The following is a 21,878-nucleotide window of genomic DNA, read 5'->3' as shown; positions in this document are numbered from 1 at the left end:
CCTGTCCATCGAACGTCATTCGTTGTCCATCGTTTCAGGGAGAAGATTCTTAATCCAGTTCAACGGAATCTGCAGGAACTGCGCAACTTTTTCTGCCCAGGCCCGGTCAATAGTCGCGTTTCCCGTCTTGAGATCCCACACCTGAACGATAACCATCGTGGCATCCTCAAACTCGTCGATGATCGTGCGGATGAGTACGACATCAGGTCGGAAGCTTCCCAGCTCACCTCGACCCGCGACTTCCGGTCCCCCCTCGATCGGCCTGAACGACACTTCCGGCAACAACACAACTCCAGGAAACAGCTGTCCGACCTGTGGAGAGAGAATACTGCGGACGAAACCTTCAAACATCGAATGCGCGAAAATGCCGAGTAGCCACGGGGGTAGGCGTGTCCCGTAAAGGTCAAGTACGGTCCACCATGCCAGAGACGCCAGATACTGCAATATCGGCTCCACATGGTCAATGACGACCTGGTCCTCAGTAGTTGGCGGCGAATCAGGCGGAATGACTAGCGGTGTCCTCGGTGTCCGGGCTGGGCCCGGCTCGATAGCCGCTGATGGTGGCACCAGTTCGCCGGGGAGCGGCTTATCAGGTGATGTCGTCCCAGGGTTGGGGGTAGAAGGCCGCTCTGTCGGATCTTTTATGGCACCTGGCTGGGGGATCGTGCTCGGGTCGGGATCGAAGGGGTCGAACTCCGGGGGCCCGGGTTGTTGGGGCGCACCGGGTGCCTCGGGATCGACCGGAATGTGGCCTGGGTTGACCGGATCGACGGCCGGTTGCTCGCCAGGTTCGGGAGCCGAAGGTTGTTCGGGGTCAACGAATCCAGGTGTGGTGGCGCCGGGGTCTACTGGTGGTTCGAAACCCGGATCCGACGGTGTTGCCGGATCGCCTGAATCCGGCTCGCTGGAGGGATCTTGCGGCTGGGTCGGATCGTGATCACCCGGCAGACGCGGTACAGGCCGCGGTGTGGGCCTCCGAGGCGGCGGCTTCGCGGCAGGTCCGGCCGGCCCGGGCCTGGCGTGGCCGGGAGTGTCCTGCTCATGCGCTGGGGGCAGCTTCACGAACGGAGAAAGGACAGTGCGAAGAAGTGCCTGATCCTGCGGAGAAAGCAGGGCCATAGCCTTCACAAGCATTTCGGCGAGATTCACTCCGGCCTCGAGCGCCCATTCCTCGAGGTTTTCCATGCGGCCGAACAGTTCCGAATCCCCCAGACCCACACCTGCAAGGATCTGCGCGAACAAAGCTGCGATTCCAGCGGTGAGCATGAGCCCGGCTTCGGCTGCACTGAAGATGCCGCCGATGATCGGAATTCCTGCCAATTCCGCTTGGGGTGTGTCGGTTTCGTTCGGTGTAGCGGGCGCTGGGTCGATGGATGGGGATGTCCCGGCACCTGGTCCGTCCCCGCCGATGTCCTCGGCCGGCGACTGCTGCGGGATCTGCTCCGGCACTTGCGCCGGAGCCTGCTCAGGGACTTGTGGTTCGGGCTCGACCGCGGGTGGGACTGGTGGTTGAGTGGGTTTCGGTTTCTGTACTGGTGAATTGGGGGCCTTATGGCCTTCGACCTGGGGTGTCTCGTTCCAATGTGGACCGTCATCTGAGCGGGTGCCGTCGTCCTCGCCGGAGATCTTGGTCGGGCGCGCCGGTGCAGGCGATTTCTTGCCGCTCTGTGTGCGATCCTGCGGGTCCGCCAAAATCGGATACAGAACGTTCTCGATACCGGCGGTGTCGACGACCTGGACGAGCTGTCCGTCCCGGATCTCGTAATGCGTCGGAATGGGTGTGCCGTTGGCGTCGTACGCCCACGGGGCATCGATCGTCGAGACCGGATTCCCGTCGGCGTCGAAGACCGTGACCGTGCCATCGGGATTGACACTCATGCGACCGCCGGGCGGCACCGTCACCGGAATCACGGATTCGTGCGACGACGTTTCGTCGTGGATCAGGAAGAAGAACCGGTACCCGTCGGAGATCGGATCGAACACCCGCAACGAGGACTGCCCGCCAGGTGAATACGCCATGAGCGGTGAAGCGATAGTTCCGACGACCTGCGAGAGCACTGATTCCGGTGTGCGGGGGCTGAAAGGTCCCGGCCGCCCGCGCACTCCGATACCAGCAGCGGCGAACGCCGCAGCGCCGATCAGGGTGAGTTCGAGATACCGGTCACGGCCCGAGTCCTCCACAGTTGTGGAAACATCTGCTGCCGGGTCCGGAACCCTTTGGGCCGGTGCGATATTCGAATCCGAATCCGCGGGGATCGGTCCGGGACCACGATCGGGAACCGCTGTGGGTGCGGTCGATCCTGCAGGCTGCGGCGTATTCGGTGCAGGTCCGCCGGTGGTCGACGGAACCGGAACTCCCGCAGGGTTCTCGACACCAGATTGTGTCGGCGAATTCGTTTGCCCCGGTTGCGCCGCACCGGGCACGGGAACGATGGGGGTGCCGTTATAGGCGGGAAAGTTCGTCGGAGCATTCGCCCCGACATTCGGGCCACCGCCCGGAGCCTGTGCACCGGGAATCCCAACGGTGGTCGTGGGTCCAGCGGTTGCGGTAGTGGACGGCGCAGTAAGACACGGGTTGATGTACTCAGGCGGGATCGGTGCACCAGGTGGTAGTGAGGCGATCAGGTTCAGGTAGATTTGATGATCACGTGCCCGCACCGCCGCGCAATCCTCTTCCGGTGTCGCATGCGCCGGTCCGGCAGTGAGCGCGAGCCCCGCACCGATCACGCCGGCGGTCCCGGTCAACAGTGCGCCGGCTGCAAGAAACCCCGCGAACGACCTCTTGAGTCTCGGAGCGGACTTCAACGTCGATCACCACTGCTGCCCGACTTCTTCCGCACCGTGGCAATCAATTTTTCTGCGCCCCACCAGAACAGGCGCCCCGCGATCGACATCCACAGAAAGAACGCCAGATACACCAGGATCGTCCCGTAATCCTCGGCCCAACCCCCGAGTCGCCCGATCACCGCGAACGCTGCAATCAACAATGCGAGCCCGAAAACGGTGGCGATCACCGCCTTCGACGTTTCGCTCAATTCACTGTTCGGATCCCAGTCGTCATCGCCAGCGTTGCGGTCGCGACCGACAGCAGCTCGTTGATCAGCTATCGGATCAGGCCGAGAATGATCAGCACTACGGACAGCCATCACATGAACTCCAGATAATAAACGAGAACGGCAGCAGGACAGATGAATTCAGAGAGGATCTGAATGCGACAAGATCGAATGGCGCGCTAAGTCGATGTCAAGGCGCACAACGAAGTCAGAAAACAGTCAGTTGAGGCGCGGATGTCGAGCAGATATCCCCGCGTGACCGCCCCGGGATCAGAGGTCAGAGCCAGGTGGGATCGGAGTACACGAACAACGTGTTGTCGGACGTCGTCGTCGACACCGAGAGTTGCGCGTACGAGCGGATCGTCACCGGCCCCATGCACGCATCAACCTTCACGTGCACGTTCTCCGCAGTGATCGACGCCGTCGACGACTCGAGATCCTTCTTCCCCAACGGAATCGTCGTGATCGTGCCCGGCGCAATCGTCGACTGAATACTCGGATTCACCGACGCATTCACACCCACGCTCGCCGACGGGACACCCGAAATACTCACACCGACAGACGGACCGAGCGAAAAGCCAAGCCCCACGCCAAGTCCAGAGGAAACATCGATCTGGCAGCCGATCTGCAATCCCTGCTCCACATAACCGGTCTTCACCGCCGAATCGCCCGCACCACCAATCGTGCCGGTCACCTTCGCCGACACGAACCCCTCACGGGTGAACGCCGTCGTCGCCAGATTCGGCACCGGATTCGCCGAAAGTTTGGTAGCCGCAAGATCCAACGACCATCCGTCATCGGTGACCGTGCTCGCATACTTGTCTGCCAACGCCGTCGGGGCCGCCGAGGCGGTTCCACCGAAGACGATCCCTGCTACGACAACGCTTGCAGCACAAACACTTACAGCCCCAACCAAAGACTTCACACAGGGACGTGCTGCGCGATTCGATTGACCGATTCCCATGGACTGCTCCCGAGCTTCGAACGGCAACCTGACGGTAACCGATAACTAACTGAACAAGTTACCGGACAGTACCAATCGTCCCGTTTGGCCGCCACACCTCCAAATGCCCCGGAGCCGAAATACCTCGAAACTCCAATAACAGACACATCACGAAAGCAGGCCGACCTGCATGGGGGGAACTTGTCACAACGTGTCCGACATCACGTTTCCTGTTTGGCTCACGCGGTAGCGCCCCTGCGTTCCGGCCGTTCTCCGAGACGCGAGCGATAGTCGAAGGCATCGTGTACCGCTACCGGTGCGGGATCACTGGCGGGACGTACCGGAAACGCTCGGCCCGTGGCAGACGTAATCGCGTCTGTCCCAAGGGGGCGGTCGGTGTCCTAACGTCACAATTGTCAAGGACTAGCGCTCTGCGGGCTATCCGAGCATGAGTGCTTCTCGTTGACATGGACTGTCTCAATCGAGCGCACGCCGAGACCGATCGTGGAGTCTGACCGCGAACCAATTCAGCTTTGGGTCGCTTCGAAATCAGTTTTGTGGCGATTCGAAACAACCTGCATTCCGATAACAGAAACGCACAAGAGCCATTAGCGGCGGACAGCAGTCCATAACGGGATTGCAAATGGTGCTAGATTCTGGCAATGCCTTCGCCCTCAGGACTGAGGATTAACACATGACTCCACCCGGTGCAGGACCGATGCAGGAACCACCCGGTTGGTACCCCGACCCGAATTCGCCGTCTCTCCGCTGGTGGGATGGCATCGAGTGGTCCGATCGGTGGGCGCCAGCCTCGAATCGCCCAAATGGCGCCACGACCTCAGAGGCGACACAGATCGCATCTCCGAGTCCAACAAATTCCGGTCACTGGCAAGCGCCTTCTTACAGCTCTGTACAGGCCTATAGCCTCAGTACGTCGAAGACTGCTACGGCGCCGAAAAAGAAGCAGTTCACCGTCCTTTGGATTGCCGGACTGATCTTTGTGGTCGGACTCTTCGGCTCAATTCTGGCGAACAATTCCAGCGGCAGCTCAACTGCCGAAGCAACCAAGACCGTCGAAGGGCCCACAGACCCACAAAGTCTCGCGTCAGCTCTTCCCACAGTCGGAGATACGTCCCTCGGCGACCTGAACAGCTACAGAACCCTGGACGAATCCGAATTCAAGAAGATAATGCATCCGTCAGGGAACCTCGTAGAGTATCCGTACCCTTATGTGGGCTCGCGTGTTGTTCTCTATGGCAAGGTCGACGGACTTCCATCAGGATACGAAACCGCTGGCGGTGGCACCTACTTCGACGCCACCGTCAGCTGGCACGACCTCGGTCCAATAGTCAGCTGGAGTCTGAACTCCGTCGACGTACCCATCATCGGCTTGAGACCTGAACTTGGAAACGTCGAACCTGGCAGCAACCTTGCGATCTATGCGGAGGTTCGCCGCCCATTCCTCAATGGAGCGAAAGTATTCGACTCAGCGCTGCGCAAGCCATTCCTCATTGCACACGCAGTGCGCGTGATTCGCTAGATCGACGCGTGGGGCGGTGGTTTCATAAATAGCCGGGAACGACAGCTACCCGTAGCGGCCAGATCTTCCGGCTGTCGCTGACTTGTTTGAATGACGCCAATGCATGCCAGACCGACAACCGCATCTGAACACCGACAGGTACACACAGATGCAACGAGCACCCTGAATCCCCTCGAAACACCCCGCAGTGCAAGCCCACCAACCTGGGGCAACGCCATTCAGTCACATTCCCAAGCGGAATACGCGGGTTCGATTCCCGGCGTCGGCTCCACAGATTCTCCGCAGTTCAGAGCCCTTTTTGGGGCAGTCGCACTTCGCTTGTATGGGTCCCAAATCCTGTGACAGGTACACCGCAGGTACACAACCTCCTCCATTCAGTGATCAGTCAATGTGAATCCAACGCGAATGGGGGGTGATAGAGGACCGCGTCTCGAAATTCTGCAGTTCATTGATGCCGTCCGACAGGTCGTGACCCGGCCTAAATCGGTGTCCATTGCGCGCACTGTCAGGAGAGTGCTGTCGACCTCGAAGCCGATGGTTGCCGGTACCTCGGTTCGTTTGCCGTCCATCAGTGATTCGAGCGCGACTACCAACCAATGGGGTTGGAAACTGTCTCTGCTCGGGCTCCGCGCGCTTATCAGTTGAAGTTTTTAAAACCGATCTGCCGTAGCGCACCCGGACGCCGGGGACCACAACTCACGCAAGAATGCAGTTTTTCTCACAATCACAACTGTGAAAAGACCCAAGTCCGTCAAAAATCACCTTCGGAGAGCATCAAGTACGTATTCTTTCTCAGTACCGGACAGCCCTAACCGTAAGTCCCAATGCACGACCATCGGTCAGCACATTAAAAACCCTCACCAACCTACATCTTGCCTGCTCGGATCATCCGTGGATCAACTCATACACTCCAGATCCGGAGAGCCGGATAAAGCTCGAAGAAATACCCCAGTTTCGAGGACTGTCACACTAGCGTCGCGCCAACTTCCCGAAGACCTCAAGAAACCGGCAGGTTGGCCCCAATTCGATAGAAGGCCGTACGTGTCCAGAGTCAAAACCTTATTCCTCGCAAGCATTGCAGCGTCTTCCCTGGTTATGACATTCGGAGCTACGGCTTCTCACGCAACTCCCAAATCGGACGCGGCGCAGGAAAACACCTCGACGAGTGTTGTCTCCAGCGATGAGGCACAGATCTACATCCCGGAGGATGTTGCGAAAAATGTCCGCTAACGGTGTCCCCGCCAGTAAGCAGCACAGCCCAGAGTATACAGAGATGGCGTTGGACGAATATTGGACTCCAGAGCGTATGGAAAACGCAATCCCGGTGGATATGGACGTCTAAGGTGTAGTAGAAATCTCACCAGAATAAACTTCGACACCTTCGGAGGAGAAGAAACCACCACTGAATGCCGAGGCACCCGCGGTGTCCTTGTCAGACCCGATGGGTCCGACGGACCCATCGCCGGACATGGAGGAGCCAAGCCACGACACTACAGGTAGAGCAGCTACTCAGACAGAGAACGATATTAACTCTGGGCTGATAACTGCGGCGGTCACACCGACAACCACATATGCGCCGGCCAACGGCAAGGTCTTTTTCCGGAAAGTGTGCACTTTGCCGGAGGTGCTTCTGGTGGACCTTGGTTGGTGAACTACAACTCCTCGAATGGCCTCGGATATATCAGGACAGTCACCTCATTCGGTCCAGGCTCGCCTGCTTACATTGCAGGTCCCAATTTCGATAGCAGGACCTCTGGCCTGTATGCAGTAGCGAATGCTGCCGGGCTCTAGACGGAGAGAGGAGGTGAATTTGAAATGAATAACGTCCTCTTTGCTATCGTCAACGTGATCGTGGCGATGGCGAACGGTTCCACGATCCCCTTCTCATTAGAAGGCGCAGGGCCACTAACCGCCCCCGACTTGTAGAGAAGATCGGCCGACCGCATGTGGATGACAGTTTCAGCTCTGCCTGAAACCTGCATATCAGCAGATGCGCGGATCGTGCGGTGGTCACAAACACAATCTTCCCTTCCTGGGCAGGAAGGGAAGATTGTGTTTGACAGGTCCCAAATAGTCGATCGAGGCCGCCCCGAATAGGATCAGCAACCGAATGTCCCAGCGACGCCGGTTTGATCACGCAAGTGTGCACCGTGAGCAGAATTCACACAGAGGTCGATTTAATGTGCATCTGCTCAAACAGCATTCTCAGCTCCGGGTGATCGAATACGTCTGTTGGCTCGAGTGCCCTTGCCACGTTGAGGCAGCTACCGATCCCGGACGCGGGCGGGAGCTGTCGCTTGATGTTGACCACGATGGACCTGTACCTAGTTGGCGCCGACCATTTCAGGTCGTCGACCAGGTAGCCGATGGAAGCGCTGCGGTCTTCGGTCTGATCACGGGCGGCCGCACTATTTGGTGAGGATCGGTCGGTCGCCTCTTGAAATGTAATTGGCGAATCGCTCAATTCCTGCTTGTGAGAAGCTCCCTCGGCCTGCGCGTTTCAGTGCGGCTTCGACGAATGGGAGTGGTTTCCTGCGGTATGTGCGGTAGATGCTGTCGAGTACTGGTTGCAGTGCCCGGCGTGCGAGGTCTGCTGTTTCCGGGTCTGAACCCCCGAACTTCACTGTCACATTCGGCATAGATACCCCTGTTGGTCGAGTGTCCGATTCCCTGGCCGGAAGCGTACGTATCGGGATTGCGAATCAGTACAGAAACACCAAAACGGGGCGCTAAGTCCCTACTTGCGGTGGATGCGATTCCGTCTTTGGGTTGACGAAAAGGGGCCCGACCGCGGCGTGCGGTCCGGTTTCTGTTCTACGACTGCGGGTTACGCCCCGAAACCGAGGCTGCGGGTTTCGCCTACTTCACGTTGGGTGGCGAATTGCCGATTCTGACGGGTGTTTGCGTCAACACATAGCGAACTCCCCATTTGCAACGTCCAAGCAGAATGACCCCCGCGACATAGTTGCCGTCTTCGACGAGGTACCCGAATTCTTTGAGGGGATAGCTACCGGCCAGCCGAAGGTGCCCAGTCCCGTGGTCGACCACCTACAACGGGCGTTCCACGGTTCCGCAGAAGTTCAATGCCTGTGGTGCAAGGACCCGCGGGGTCGTCGCCCCTGCGACCACTGGCGGAACTGTCCACCGCTGTTGCCTCGGTTGGCTTTGTTGACCTTGACGGTGGCGTACTCGAGGTTGCGCTTTCGACCGCGTGGTCGGGGATCTGGAAGTCGTAGCTGGTCTGCAACCAGCCTGTTCCATCAGCCTCTGCGATGAATGTCCCGATGGGTAGCGCTCGGAGACCCAAGTCATCGATGCCAGTTTCCGCGATCTCATTGCCAACATGCCCCACGACGTTCTATGGTTCATTACATGAGTAATGAACCAGTGAACACCGAGCGCCGATCATCGTGATCGACGACGGACGACCACTGTTCCAGCAGATCGCCGAGCAGATCGAGAGTTCGATCATCGACGGCTCACTACCCGAAGACGGGCAGGTGCCGTCGACCAACGAACTGGCGGCGTTCCACCGGATCAATCCGGCCACTGCAGCCAAGGGCCTCAATCAACTCGTGGGCGAGGGGATTCTCTACAAGAAACGCGGAATCGGAATGTTTGTCACTGTCGGCGCCCGCGATGCACTCAGGTTCAGACGCCGAGAAGCGTTCGCACGCCAGTACATCGAGCCGCTGGTCACGGAGGCCGACCGCCTCCAGATTTCCCTCGACGAACTCAAATCCATGCTGGACGACCGGAAGGCGGACTGATGAACGCAAGCACGACAACGAGCGAGTCCCACGTCAGGCGTTTCGACGAAACTCAACTCGTCGCCTCGATGCGCTCGGTGGGCAGAAAGTACGGGGACGTCGACGCGCTCGCGGACGTCTCGTTCGAGATCAGCCGCAACAAGATCTACGGCCTGCTCGGCCGCAACGGCGCAGGCAAGACCACGATCATGCAGATACTGACCGGGCAGGACCTGCACACCAGCGGCGACGTCGAGATATTCGGGGCTGCCCCTTTCGAGAATGCCGACGTACTGGCGAACGTGTGCTTCGTCAAGGAAAGCCAGACGTACCCCGAAGACCTCAAGGTCAAGCACGTACTCGTCGCCGCCGGCCATCTACTCCCGAATTGGGACCACGCGTTCGCCGAGACACTGCTCGACGATTTTCAACTTCCCCTCTGCCGCAAGGTGAAGAAGCTTTCGCGCGGCATGCGGTCAGCATTGGGCGTGATCATCGGGCTTGCTTCCCGTGCACCGCTCACGCTCTTCGACGAGCCGTATCTCGGCCTCGATGCCGTTGCACGCCAACTGTTCTACGATCGTCTGCTTGCCGATTACGCCGAACATCCTCGCACTGTGGTGCTTTCGACTCACCTGATCGACGAGGTAGCCAATCTGCTCGAGCACGTGATTGTCGTCGACGGCGGCCGGATTGTCGTCGACGAGGACGCGGATGCACTGCGTAGCCGCGCCGTAGTGATGTCCGGTCCCATTGATGCGGTGGATGCCGTTGCCGCGTCCGGCAGGGTCCTGCGCCGGGAGACACTAGGCGCCCACAGCCGAATCATGTTGCAGGCCGATGTGACAGAGACCGAGCGAATCCGACTGCGGGAGGCGGGAGTCCAAGTGGAACCGGCATCTTTGCAGGAACTTGTCATCGCGACTTCGACGCAGCGCAAGGAGATCACCGCATGAGCATCACAACGACAGAGCCACGGACGGTCCCGAAGGCGCCCACTCGGTCCAGGATCGGTTCCGTCCTACAACTGCACACAGTCGCGTGGCCGTTGCTGATCGCCTGGCCGGTGGGCATCCTGTTGATCTCGTTCCTGATCAGCTTCACTATCTACGCGATCGTCGGGAACGATGAGGGTGAAGGATTCACCGGCAGTGTGTTCTCGGTTTACGGTTTCGTGCTGGCGTTCTACCTCCAGTCGATGACGCAGACGTTCCCATTCGCGCTCGGACTGAGCGTGACTCGACGCGAGTTCTTTACTGCCACAGCGGTAATGGCGCTGGCACAGTCCGCAGTCTTCGCAATTGCGCTGCAACTGCTGTCCGTGGTGGAGTCCGCCACCAACGGCTGGGGTGTGCACATGCGCATGTTCGGCATCGCACGCTATTTCACCGACAACACCGCCGTACAGTTGCTCGCGCTGTTCGCGACGCTGCTGCTGACCAGTTCGATCGCAATGCTGACAGGTGCGATCTACCAGCGGTGGAGGACCACCGGCCTACTCGCCTCCCTCACCGGACTTTTCGGCTTGCTCGGCCTGTCAGCGATCCTGATCACGTGGGCTGGATGGTGGCCGGCGATCGGTTCGTGGTTCGCCGACACCACCCGAGTTGTACCGATGGCACTACTCCCCCTGGCTCTTGCCATCGCCTGCATCGCCGGAGCCTGGACAACATTGCGTCGCGCAACGCCGTGACCGCGCAATCATGTGCGACGCCACATGTCGCGCCGTCTCGGAGTGCTCCTCGGATCAAAACCGTCTAGACAGCTCGTCCCCCTCCCTGAGCCAGGAAGGGGGACGAGCGTCGCAACAGCGTGCTATCCAGACCCCGATTTGTCCGCTCTACTGCCGAGCCACCCGCTCTACAAAACTCGAAGCCCGCAGCACCAGTTCATCTTTCCGATCCTGGCGCGCAGCGGCGGCATCGTAGCCGGCATAAGGGAGCGGGGGGTCGTTACGAACGTTGTCCGAGCACTGGAAGTCTCGGCAGATCAGTGTTCCGACCGTGCTGCCACGTCGACCAGCGGGCCCGGCCAACTTGGCGCCGTAGAAGACGACCTCGTTGGGAAGTCGCGTGTCTCGGCACCAAGAACACTGGGCGCGCGACCGCGGAGTGGCCTCCGCTTGAACGAGCAAGACTCCGATGGTCTCCCCGTCGAGTGTCGGGACGATCGCGTAGGCGCGTCGGCCCATCTTGGGATCTCGCCAGCCCAGATAGTCGAGAGCGTCGAAGTCGATGGTGCCGAAGCCGTCTGGCAAGGTGAGATCGGACTTCTCCTTGCGACTCGCGTTGACGAGGCTGGCACGGATAGATGTATCGGTCAAAATGATCATGGGTGTATACCAATCGTGGCTCGGTGAAGGTGGGTACAGCTCATGGCCCGATCAGCACCAAGTGCTGTCGGGTCCGAAGTGCGCTATCTGTCGCCGGCGAAGACGACGCCGACAACCCCCTCACACCCATGGGGCTTCACCGTGTACGTAACCACACCGCGATGGTAGCTAGAGGCAAGCGTCACCGGCCACTCGATTTATCAGTCACGCCACACCGCAGTGAACTCGTACCAAGGTCCGCCGAGGTGAGTTGCGGAGAAATCATCGAACCCCGATGGTGGGCCGCTGGGCGCGTACGCCCGCCCACTCGAGGTGATGAACATGCTGTCGTTGTCGATGAAGTAGACCTCACCGGGACGTACGACATGGGCACTACTGATATCGAACTGGCCGATCTCGAGCTCTTCGAGAGTCGATCCAGGCTGCTCCAGCAGAGCAATCGCGATGGTCTCGAACTCGCCGCTCTTGTCGAGGAAAGTTGCTGGTGGCATCAACAACACCGCAGCGACCACGGCGATAATGGCAACCGGAGAGGGCAGGATCCACCACGACCACCGTCGGTCCTGGCCGAGGACATAGAGGGTACGGATTGCCCACACCAGACCGACCACGCTCGAGATGAGCAGAGCCACAGCGCTGACGAGGATGGGATCCAACCATCTGAACTCCCCGAACGGCGAAGGCCACCAACCGTAATGCTCGCGGATCAACGCAACAAGCGGAATAACGGTGAAGGCAAGAAGAATCGGCCCAGGGGGCTTGGCGGACGCCGGAGGATCAGCTACCACCATTCACCCAACGACTTCGGCCTTCTCATCACCCCACCGTATCTGCAGGTCATGGCAAACTCAGTTGCATGACGAACGCCTTTGCAGTACAAGCACTCTCGTTCCACCCACAACATCCACCACAGCGATCGGCACTCTGCGCCACAACCGGCACACATAGACAATCTGCACAATCCGTACAAACAACGCGAATCGTGCGACAATCGGACGGTGAACGAGACCGCGAGTGGAGTTTCGCACCCGCGCCGACCGCGACTACTGAGCGTCGGCGTCCTCCTCTCCGCCGCCCTCCTGTGGTCCACTCCCCTCGCCGCCGCCGCGCCCACCGAACCCGGGCCAGCCAGTTGCATACCATTCGGAACCGCCCAACTGCCACCAGGTGCGCCCTCCGGTGGAGGTCGAGTCGGGTTGGCAAACCTACCGACATTCACCAGTTCAACCGCCCCCGGCTCGGTCGAGATCCGCACGCCAACTACCCAATTCAATCGTTTCTGGGACTTCGCGCTCGTCGACCACGACTTACTCGCTCGGCCACGAGAGCCAGGCGCATCAACGGCTGAACCGTGGCGTTTCGTGCCGATGCCCGAGTGCCTGCGTGGACGACTGGTCGGGATATCACTGGACGACGACGAACTCGTCGCGGTCGACGACAACGGCTGGATCTACACGATGGACAACGCCTCCCAGGATCCGCTGGTATGGAACTGGACCTCAGCGTGGGGTGCGCCCCTGTGGAGCGGCACAGGTCGACAACTTCCAGGAGACCGGCCGAACGGGTGGGCACTGAGCGTCTCGTCGCCTTGGGACAATCAAACTTTCACCGACATCGCAGGACGGATTCACTTCGTCGTGCTCGCTAAGATGACGATGATCCCCACGCTGACCGCGGACGGCAGCCGAATAACCTACGCAGACCCGTGGCTGCCCAACGACGACAGCTACGAGATCGGCGGCCCGCTCGGCGGGCGATTCCAGGCGGACTCGCTGTCGGCGGCCGGATCAACCACTTTCGTGATGAACAAGTACGGCGACATGTACACCCGCACATTTGATTTCGATTCTTCGGGATCGGACTCGATCTTCTTCCGCTACAGCTGGGAAGATCAGTCGGACAAGCCGTCGGCACCCAACCTCGTGGCCGAAACTCTGGACCGCAGCACCGCCGCGATCCAACTTCCGGCGCCCGACTGGGTGCACCAGCCCAAGATTCCCGGTGAAGTCACATCCGCGATCAGTGTGCACTCACTCGGTCCCGGCCCGAACCGGCGTGAGTTGCGTGTCGAGGGCCGCCGCGGCGCCGAATCCGGTTTCTGGCACAAGGATCTCGTCGGGGATGCTTGGGAGTTCACGCCGACCGGCGCGTCCCTCCTCGGCACACTGATCGAAAACGGGCCGACAGACCGGTCGACGGATACTCTGTCCCCCGCTGCCCCCTGGCACTTGTCCACGACCTTGCCCGCCCGCGACGGTGCCATCGACGGTCAGGCTCTGATCGACATCGGGTTTCCGTACTCTGTGGTGGATCCGCGCATGCTCGACGCGATCGGCCAGCACGCACAACCGTCCGGATACCGACTGGACGTGGACCATTTCGACCCGGTCGCCACCACCCGGACCGCAACCGTGACTGCACCGGATGGCACGGTTCTTCCGGTCGTCCTGCACACCGCCGACGGACTACGGATGGCTCCCCGCGCATCCGGCCTCGATGCCGATCCGCGCCACCTCGTCGGGGCAATCGAGATCCCGTCGGACGCGTACGCGGATCGGGCATCGAACCCCGCTCTGGACGCGTTCGTGCAGGACTGGATGCGCGGAAACCACATTGCCGCGATCACGCTCAGCGCCACCGACCACGACTTGGTGATCCGCTAGCCGAAGCCAGCGCCGTCCACCGTGTCACCTCGATTAGGCTCAGCAGATGGTCGACACCACACCCGACGTGCCGATATCACCCGTCGACGCTGCGAGCTTCCAGCTCGGCATGCACGTCCAGCCGTACCTGGTCACTATTGCCGGACTGCTCTCTCCGGGTGGCTTCGTCGATCGAGACGGTCGACCTGATCTAGTGCGACTTCACCGCACACTCGCCGCTCACATCGCGCAGGAGCCACTACTGCGGCAACGACCGGTTATGCGGAACGGGTCATGGTGGTGGACGGAAAACGACATCGACTTCGACCTCCATCTCTCGCTTGACGAACGCGGGCCTACAGAACCCGACTTCGAAGCCGTCTGTGGTCGACTTGTGATGCAACCCCTCGACACCACGCGACCGTTGTGGCACATCGCCTTCGTTCCTGCAGCTCGACCGGGTCTGTGCGGCATCGTCATCCGAGTGCATCACGCGGTTCTCGACGGCGCCAGAGTCAGCGACCTTTTCGAGCGCTTGTTCGCCTCGCCTGATTCGAGAAGAATCGACCCGGGCGCTCCCGTGCCAAACATCCCTCCGAAGGCCGCCGGTTCCCTCGACCTCCTCCGATTTCGAATCGGCACTTTCCTGCACCGGCCAATCCGATCACGGGTGTTGCTGGGCGCCATTGGTCCCACGAGATCGATCTCGTCCGTCAACGTCGACACCTCTCTGATCGAGCATGCCGCGCAGCAAGCGGGAGGAACTTTGAACGATGCCTATCTCGTTGCGGTGGGCGGCGGACTGCGATTCATCCTCCAAGAATGCGGCGAGCCCATCCCCACGTCGATTGCGGTATCGGTACCCGTCGCAGTCACAGCGATCGGTAGCGCACGCAATGCCGTCGGGTTCATGATCATCGACCTCCCACTTCGCGAAACCGACCCACAACGCACAGTCGCGATCGTCGCGAAGCAAACCGCTGCGGCCAAACCTTCCGCACGCGCTGCGGGAACAACCTTTCGGTCACCGCGTATCGCCGGCATTTTCGACAAGCTCGCAAAGCGGCAGCACATGATCGGTGCAGTCGTGTCCAACGTCCATGGACCGAGCGGCCCGCTCACGCTCGACGGGGCAGCGCTCGTCGAACTCTGGCCTCTGGGCCCGTTGGCGGGCAATGTCCGCGTCGGCTTCACCGCAGCGTCCTACAACGACACACTCTGGATCGGAATTCAGGCCGATGCCGAGCATCTCCCACCTGCAAGCAAGATCGCCCGAGCCGTCGAACGGACTCTCGACGAAATAGCCAGCACTGCACACTGACTGGATCTACTGCCACTATCCGATGCACCTCGCCGCTTGGGCAACGGATACTGTCGAGACGTCTCGACAACAACTCCACTGATTCGAGCCTGCAAGCCGGTGTCGTCACGACACGATCGTCACGAGGAAGGCGAAAGATGTTCACACCTGCAGAATTCGGCAAGGTCTCGGTACTGGTTCCTGAGAACGGTGGTGCCGTCCCCTACGGAAACACCGTGGTAGTGCACGGATCTGAAAGCACGCTCGTCATCGACCCCTCGCTATCCCTCGACCGAGATCCCGTAGGTGCAGATCTCGTATTCGTCAGCCACGGCCACGAGGACCACATCGCCGGACTACGCCATTTCGACACCCCGGCCTATGCGCACCACCTCGACGCACCCGCAGTCGCATCCCTCGACACGATGCTCGCCAATTACGGCCTTCCTCCGAACGAACGAGTCGAGGTCCAGCAGTCGATTGATACGCAATACGGCATACCCCCGAACCACGAGAACGTGTCGGGGATCGCGGGCGGCCACGCCTTCGACCTCGGCGACCGCACTGCGACAGTCATTCATTTGCCAGGGCACACCCGCGGACACTGCGGGGTCCTCGTCGAACCCGACGGCTTCTTCTACGTCGCCGACATCGACCTCACCTCCTTCGGCCCGATGTACGGCGACCTGGGTAGCAGCGTCAACGACTTCCTCGACTCCATCGACCACGTCGCAACGATCGACGCACGCTGGTACGGAACCTTCCACCAGAAAGGCGTGGTCGAGGGCAGCGACGAGTTCCGTCGCCGGTTGTCTGCCTACCGCGACAAACTACTGAGCCGCGAAGACCGTCTCCTCCAATTCCTCGGCGAACCAAAACTCTTGGAAGACATAGTCGCTCATCGACTCGTCTACCGCCCCCACGTATCGGCCCCGTACGTCGACGCCGTCGAACGACGGACAGCTCAGCTACACCTCGAACGACTCATCGCATCCGGTGCCGTCACAGTAGACGAAAACAAGGTGTTTCGCCGGACCCTCTGACATCCCTGGCGAACTGATCGCGCCCTTTCGGATACTTCCGAAAATCGTACCGAAGTTCACCGAAAAAGATCTGGCACTCAAGGTTGCAGAGTGCCAGATTCGTTGGTTATCATGTTCTCGCACAGTGAGTTCGGTCGCCGTCGAGGTGACGGTGACCTTTCTTCGACGTTACGGGAGGTGTGTTGCTGTGCTTCGTTTCGATCCTTTCACCGACATCGACGCGATCACCAAATCCTTGCTTGCTACCGGAACCGGTAGTAACCGAAGTCCACGCTTCATGCCAATGGACCTCTACAAGATCGATGACCACTACGTCCTGCATGCCGATCTTCCCGGCGTCGACCCAGGATCGGTGGACGTACAGGTAGACGGCTCGACCCTGACCTTGACCGCGCACCGCAGTGCCCTCTCCGAAGAGGGAGTGACGTGGTTGGCCGGCGAACGTTTCACGGGTACGTACAGAAGGCAGCTGTCCATCAGTGAGGACATCGATTCCGAACGGATCGTCGCCTCATACGACAACGGCGTGTTGACCGTGACCTTGCCGATCGCCGAGAAGGCAAAACCGAGGCGGATCGAAATCTCGTCGGGGCCGCCGTCCCGCACTGCGAACTCCGAGTCAGAAGCTCAGGGTCAGATCGTGGCCTGACCTGTTCGGCCTGTAGCGCTACCCATACATCGGGATCGCACCGCAGGATTCTGCAGCGCATTGTGCGAAATCGCCTGCACAAGAACCGTTCATCCCAGGAGGTCCACTATGTCCGCGACAACCATGGCCCCCGCCACCACCCTGGCCGAACCGGTCGTCTGGAACGAAGACCCGCAGCGGCAAAAGTGGTGGAAACGCATACTCGCAACCAGCCCGCCGGAGAATCCCCACAATGAAGAATTTCAACCCTGACAGGCCCAGACCGATCTCGACGGATGCGGGCACCCGCATCTGATACGGCGCCTTCCGTCCGTTCATCCTGGCGGACGGAAGGCGCCGTTCAGGCGTCTTTGCACACGCGCAGCTTGCAGGTCGTTCACCGTGCAATCTGCGCATACCAGCCGGCACTCGAGAGAAGAACCGCCCGAAATGGGCGAAGCAGGACGAAACACTCACACACCCAGGACGAAGCTCGCCGCCGCCCTCCAACCGTGACACGTACGGTTAATATGTAAACGTCAGTGACCTCACTGGCGTTCACCGGCCTCGTCGGTCCCCTGAATTGTGTGGCCGTCGAGGTCGTCTCATGTCGCCACCCAACGTGGCAGTGGTCAGGCTTCTGCACTCGACGGCGGCGAAGCCGTCGCCAGACCCTCCAGAAGGATTGCCAGGCCGCGCTCGAGTTCGTCCTGCCCGTCGTAGTGAGCCATGATCGTAGCCATCGACCGTAACCTCGGAAACTCGGCGAGCGGAAGCCGATGCAGACCGAACCGGAGGAGATCGTCTGTCTCCTCGGAATTTTCGGATACTGCCCTGGCTGAACCTGGATTGTCCGGTCAGCGCCACGAAATCGAAACGGCAGTCGGATAATTCGGATTCAAAGACGGAGATCACACCCCGAGCAAAACTGAGATCAATCCCTTCCAACGTGAGATACCGGATGTCCAATCCACCGCTACCCGCAGACAGGCCACGCACATCTACCAGACCATCGTCGGTCCCCGCCCATGGGGAGACGAGAGTGTGGGGCGGCTTGACGATCCGCGACTGATCGAGCAGCTGCGCCCGTAAATTATCGACGTCCTCATCTGACCAACGTCGACGTAGGGAGGTGATCGCGGACCGGTTCACGGATTCAATAGTATCGGCAAAATCCCCAGCGATTGGCTGCGGCTGTCCAAGAAGCGAACCACCACGCATCAGCACTTCGGTAGGAATCACTTCTCGGTGCGCGCAAAAACAGCCGGACCGTGAAATGCACGGCCCGGCTGTAGCGCTCACGCGCACCAAGTGGAACTCGGAGTTAACTCGGGTACTGAAACCGGTCGTGTACGAGTCGTTGACTCATCCCCGGATCAGTATCGAATTATTCACTCTCACAAGTTGATTACGTCGCCCACAAAGATCTGATCGGGATTGACGATCTGTGGATTCATGTCCCACACCTGCTGCCAGGTGAGACCTCGTTCTGCCGCGAGGTCGAACAATGTATCACCGGCTGCAACGACTACCTCTGAGCCGGACGCTGGAGTCTCCGACTCCGGAATGCTTTCTACCGGTGCAGATTCGGATGCCTCAGAGTAGACAACGGGCACAGGCGCCGGTTCCGGTGCAAATTCGGGTGCTACGTCCTGTGCCGGCACGGGCGCGGGCGCGGGAACAATACTCGACCCGGTATCGCACGCCCCGATCGAACCCAGGAAGGACATGGGATCGACTGCGCCTCCACTGTGAATGCGGAGGTGCAGATGTGGACCGGTGGAGCTACCGGTGTTACCCGTTGCCCCGATCTGGTCGCCTACCTCGACGTGTTGCCCCACACCGACCCATGTTTCGGAGAGGTGGCCCATCTGAATCTGCTCGCCACTGTCCGCTTCCAACTGGATGTACGTTCCGTATCCACCCGGATCATTTGGTCCGGCAACAGAAATCGTGCCCGATGTCGGCGCGTGGAGCGCGGTGCCGACGTTGACAGCGAAGTCGACTCCGTCATGTCCTGCGTGATACCCCTGCGAAAGTGATCCGCTTACCGGCCACTCCCAACTGCAACTCGCCGACCAGCCTTGCGCACCGGCCGTACCTGCATTGACAACTGCTCCGGCCCCCACAAGGGCGCCCAGTCCTGCAGTTACGGCGATGAATCGTTTTGTGCTGGAAGGCTTGTGTTTTCTGTGCTTACTCATAATTTCCTTGAATGATGTGCTCGGAGCCGGCGCAGGTTCCACCGCCAGACAGCACTCAGGACGTGCTGAGCTACGCGGTGCATCGCACCAAGACTCCGTTGGAGTGAAATTTTCGGATTGCGCCATGGAGAGAAGTACGGTGACACTCTCGAACGCGATCGCGCGCATAGACCCGCAGGTCTGTATCTCCTGGTGACAGCACAGGAGATACGGGTTCTACATCGAGGCAGTGCCTGAATCGATCGTTGATCGAGGACGACGAATGCCGGACCGAACTGAGGGCATGTTGTTCGAAGATCGACAGGGTGGGTGTCTACCCGGTTGGTCGGAAACGGGGTGGAACATGGAGATCCTTGCGTTGCGGATGAGGAATCACCTCATACGCTGTCGTTTCACGACGCTCCACACCACGGTTGAATTACCTGGGTACATACCTGTTTTTGCGCTTTCGACCCGACCGGTCGATATCAGGCGCCACTTCATTCCACGGCATCTGGTGAAAGAGTCCCAGTGCCTCACATCACTTCTGGAGACGATACCGCGCCTCGGTCACCCGGCACGTCAGCGTTATCGAGATGGGACATACAGCTGGCATTGCTGCTACACGCCGAACGGGAGACCAGTGCACGTTCCGGCATCGGAAACGCGCGCTGATCTCCCGTCAGGTCGATCTACTAGCTAGTGCATCTATGGTTTGCGCTACTTCTCTGCTGCGTGATGGGCGGCGATGTATCCGTAAACCAGCCCCTGGCCGATCGTCGCGCCGGCGCCCGGGTAGGTGTGACCGAATACGTTGGCCGCGGTATTACCGATCGCGTACAGGCCGTCGATGACGCTGCCGTCCTCACGAAGCACGCGTGCATGCTCGTCCGCCTGCACACCGCCGCAGGTGCCCAGATCGCTGAGCGTCATCTTCACCGCGTAGAGGGCGCTCTTGTCGAGCTGCCGAAGATTCGGGTTCGGAGACACTGTCGGGTCGCCGTAGTACCGATCGTATGCACTGCCGCCGCGACCGAACTCCGCATCGCTACCTGCAGCAGCGGCCTCGTTGAACTTCTGGAAGGACTCGGCAAACGCATCCTCGGGGAGACCGACCTTGCGGGCGAGTTCGGCCGGACTGCTCGCCTGGTGCGCGATGCCCGACTCGAAGAACGCCTGCGGAAGCGGCTGACGGGGGAAGATACCGCCTGCGAACACATAGCTGTTGCGGTACTCCTGGTCGAAAACAAACCACATCGACTCGGCCGGATCGCCAGCCTTTTCCCGTTCGAGCACGCGCTGGCCGAACGACATGTAGTCCGTCGCCTCGTTCACGAATCGACGACCGGTCTGGTCGACGATGAAAGAGCCGGGCAGCGCACGCTCTGCGAGCATCACCATCGGCGGGCGGCCCTTGATGCTTGCCACCGCGGGGAACCACCAGGACTGATCCATCGATCCGATACCAGCGCCGAGCTCTTGTGCTGCCTCGATCGCTTCGCCGGTGTTGCCCTCTGCGCCCAGGCTCTCATGCTCACCGAGGCTCTCGGACTGGTACTTGTGGCGCCACTCCATGTTGTGGTCGAACCCGCCGGCTGCCAGAACGACACCGCGTCGGGCGGTCACCGTCACTTCACGTCCGTCTTGCACAACAACTGCACCCGTTACGCGGCCATCTTCGGTGATGAGCCGAACCAACGACGTTTCCGTCCACACCGGGATACCGGCCTGGACCACACCTGCGAACAGGCCGGCGGCGAGCGCCTGACCGCCTGCGATGTATTCACGCTTGAGTACGTACTTGCCGTAAACGCCCTGCGCCAGGCGGCGGATGATGCGAGGGAAAGCCTTGCTCGGCTTCTTCACCATCAGGTTCATCCACTTGTAATCCGCACCTGTCACCGGCATCGGCAGTCCGGCTTCCATCAAACCGGGCCTCAGGCGACCGCGTTCCGCTCCCAGTACCGACGCGTCGAACGGCAGGCACTCGCAGGTACGTCCGGCGGCGCTACCGCCCGGCAGTTCGGGGTGGTAATCGGAGTATTCCTTGGCCCAGAAGAACTTCATGGGCGTCGTGCGGTAGAGCATGTCGACGGTGGCCGCACCGTTGTCGACGAAGGCTTCTCCTCGTTGGGCAGGCGCAGTATCACCGACCACCGAACGCACGTATGTCTTCGCGCGCTCAACGGTGTCGCCCGCACCGGCTTTCGCCAAGATCGGGTTGGCTGGCATCCAGAACGCCCCACCGGACCGCGCCGTCGAACCGCCGACGTACTGCGTCTTCTCCACGATCAGCGTGGACAAGCCGAGTTCGTTCGCGGTGAGGGCGGCAGCCATGCCGGTACCGGACCCGATCACCAGTAGATCGACAACGATGTCCTTGGCTTGTGTCGCGGGGGGTGCCTGATTCTTAGCCATTGAACAAATCCCTTCACGTGGTTATCGACGTAGAACGCTAAGGCAGT

The 21,878-nt window shown here is 60.3% G+C and carries 15 protein-coding genes; 8 read left to right on the top strand and 7 right to left on the bottom strand.

Features of this window, described 5'->3' with window-relative positions; all coding sequences use genetic code 11:
• Positions 1–15: 15 nt before the first annotated feature.
• The 3 genes from ACSW29_RS07600 to ACSW29_RS07590 form a co-directional block, all read right to left on the bottom strand.
• Positions 16–2,805, bottom strand: a complete 2,790-nt coding sequence (locus ACSW29_RS07600; RefSeq protein ID WP_448276972.1) for a hypothetical protein — start codon at positions 2,803–2,805, stop codon at positions 16–18.
• The gene (locus tag ACSW29_RS07595; RefSeq protein ID WP_448276971.1) at positions 2,802–3,146 is read right to left on the bottom strand and encodes a hypothetical protein; all 345 of its coding nucleotides are present in this window, start codon (positions 3,144–3,146) and stop codon (positions 2,802–2,804) included. The genes ACSW29_RS07600 and ACSW29_RS07595 overlap by 4 nt, the downstream gene beginning before the upstream one ends.
• Positions 3,147–3,330: 184 nt before the next feature.
• Positions 3,331–4,017 (bottom strand): MspA family porin, encoded by a 687-nt coding sequence (locus ACSW29_RS07590; RefSeq protein WP_448276970.1) that lies wholly within the window; start codon positions 4,015–4,017, stop codon positions 3,331–3,333.
• Positions 4,018–4,714: 697 nt separating this feature from the next.
• Here ACSW29_RS07590 and ACSW29_RS07585 point away from each other — a divergent pair.
• From ACSW29_RS07585 to ACSW29_RS07570, 4 genes are all read left to right on the top strand, one after another.
• Entirely contained in the window at positions 4,715–5,536 is an 822-nt protein-coding gene (locus ACSW29_RS07585) for a DUF2510 domain-containing protein (protein WP_448276969.1), read from the top strand.
• A gap of 3,410 nt (positions 5,537–8,946) precedes the next feature.
• Complete coding sequence (locus ACSW29_RS07580; RefSeq protein WP_317828266.1) at positions 8,947–9,306, top strand: GntR family transcriptional regulator; 360 nt, start codon at positions 8,947–8,949, stop codon at positions 9,304–9,306.
• The gene (locus ACSW29_RS07575) at positions 9,306–10,241 is read left to right on the top strand and encodes an ABC transporter ATP-binding protein (RefSeq protein WP_317828267.1); all 936 of its coding nucleotides are present in this window, start codon (positions 9,306–9,308) and stop codon (positions 10,239–10,241) included. The genes ACSW29_RS07580 and ACSW29_RS07575 overlap by 1 nt, the downstream gene beginning before the upstream one ends.
• On the top strand, positions 10,238–10,978 hold the full coding sequence (locus tag ACSW29_RS07570) for an ABC transporter permease (protein ID WP_230816439.1): 741 nt from the start codon (positions 10,238–10,240) through the stop codon (positions 10,976–10,978). The genes ACSW29_RS07575 and ACSW29_RS07570 overlap by 4 nt, the downstream gene beginning before the upstream one ends.
• Positions 10,979–11,125: 147 nt before the next feature.
• On the opposite strand, the gene ACSW29_RS07565 is transcribed toward ACSW29_RS07570, so the two are convergent.
• Entirely contained in the window at positions 11,126–11,617 is a 492-nt protein-coding gene (locus tag ACSW29_RS07565; protein ID WP_317828269.1) for an FBP domain-containing protein, read from the bottom strand.
• Positions 11,618–11,817: 200 nt separating this feature from the next.
• A complete protein-coding gene (locus tag ACSW29_RS07560; protein ID WP_317828270.1) occupies positions 11,818–12,408 on the bottom strand; it encodes a DUF1109 domain-containing protein in 591 nt (196 codons plus the stop codon).
• Between the two features lie 207 nt (positions 12,409–12,615).
• Between ACSW29_RS07560 and ACSW29_RS07555 the strand changes: the two genes are divergently transcribed.
• From ACSW29_RS07555 to ACSW29_RS07540, 4 genes are all read left to right on the top strand, one after another.
• Positions 12,616–14,280 (top strand): hypothetical protein, encoded by a 1,665-nt coding sequence (locus ACSW29_RS07555; protein ID WP_448276968.1) that lies wholly within the window; start codon positions 12,616–12,618, stop codon positions 14,278–14,280.
• 46 nt (positions 14,281–14,326) lie between these two features.
• Positions 14,327–15,580, top strand: coding sequence for a wax ester/triacylglycerol synthase domain-containing protein (locus tag ACSW29_RS07550; RefSeq protein ID WP_448276967.1), 1,254 nt, complete (start codon positions 14,327–14,329; stop codon positions 15,578–15,580).
• A gap of 137 nt (positions 15,581–15,717) precedes the next feature.
• Entirely contained in the window at positions 15,718–16,602 is an 885-nt protein-coding gene (locus ACSW29_RS07545) for an MBL fold metallo-hydrolase (RefSeq protein ID WP_448276966.1), read from the top strand.
• Between the two features lie 187 nt (positions 16,603–16,789).
• On the top strand, positions 16,790–17,251 hold the full coding sequence (locus ACSW29_RS07540) for an Hsp20/alpha crystallin family protein (RefSeq protein WP_347873524.1): 462 nt from the start codon (positions 16,790–16,792) through the stop codon (positions 17,249–17,251).
• Positions 17,252–18,627: 1,376 nt separating this feature from the next.
• On the opposite strand, the gene ACSW29_RS07535 is transcribed toward ACSW29_RS07540, so the two are convergent.
• Together ACSW29_RS07535 and ACSW29_RS07530 are read right to left on the bottom strand one after the other, a co-directional pair.
• Positions 18,628–19,434 (bottom strand): peptidoglycan DD-metalloendopeptidase family protein, encoded by an 807-nt coding sequence (locus ACSW29_RS07535; protein WP_448276965.1) that lies wholly within the window; start codon positions 19,432–19,434, stop codon positions 18,628–18,630.
• A gap of 699 nt (positions 19,435–20,133) precedes the next feature.
• Complete coding sequence (locus tag ACSW29_RS07530) at positions 20,134–21,831, bottom strand: 3-ketosteroid-delta-1-dehydrogenase (protein WP_448276964.1); 1,698 nt, start codon at positions 21,829–21,831, stop codon at positions 20,134–20,136.
• Positions 21,832–21,878: the final 47 nt, after the last annotated feature.

The sequence above is a fragment of the Rhodococcus sp. GB-02 genome (genome assembly GCF_053470465.1).
Note: the sequence above shows the minus strand (reverse complement) of the source record. Positions and strands in the feature narration are given on the sequence as shown.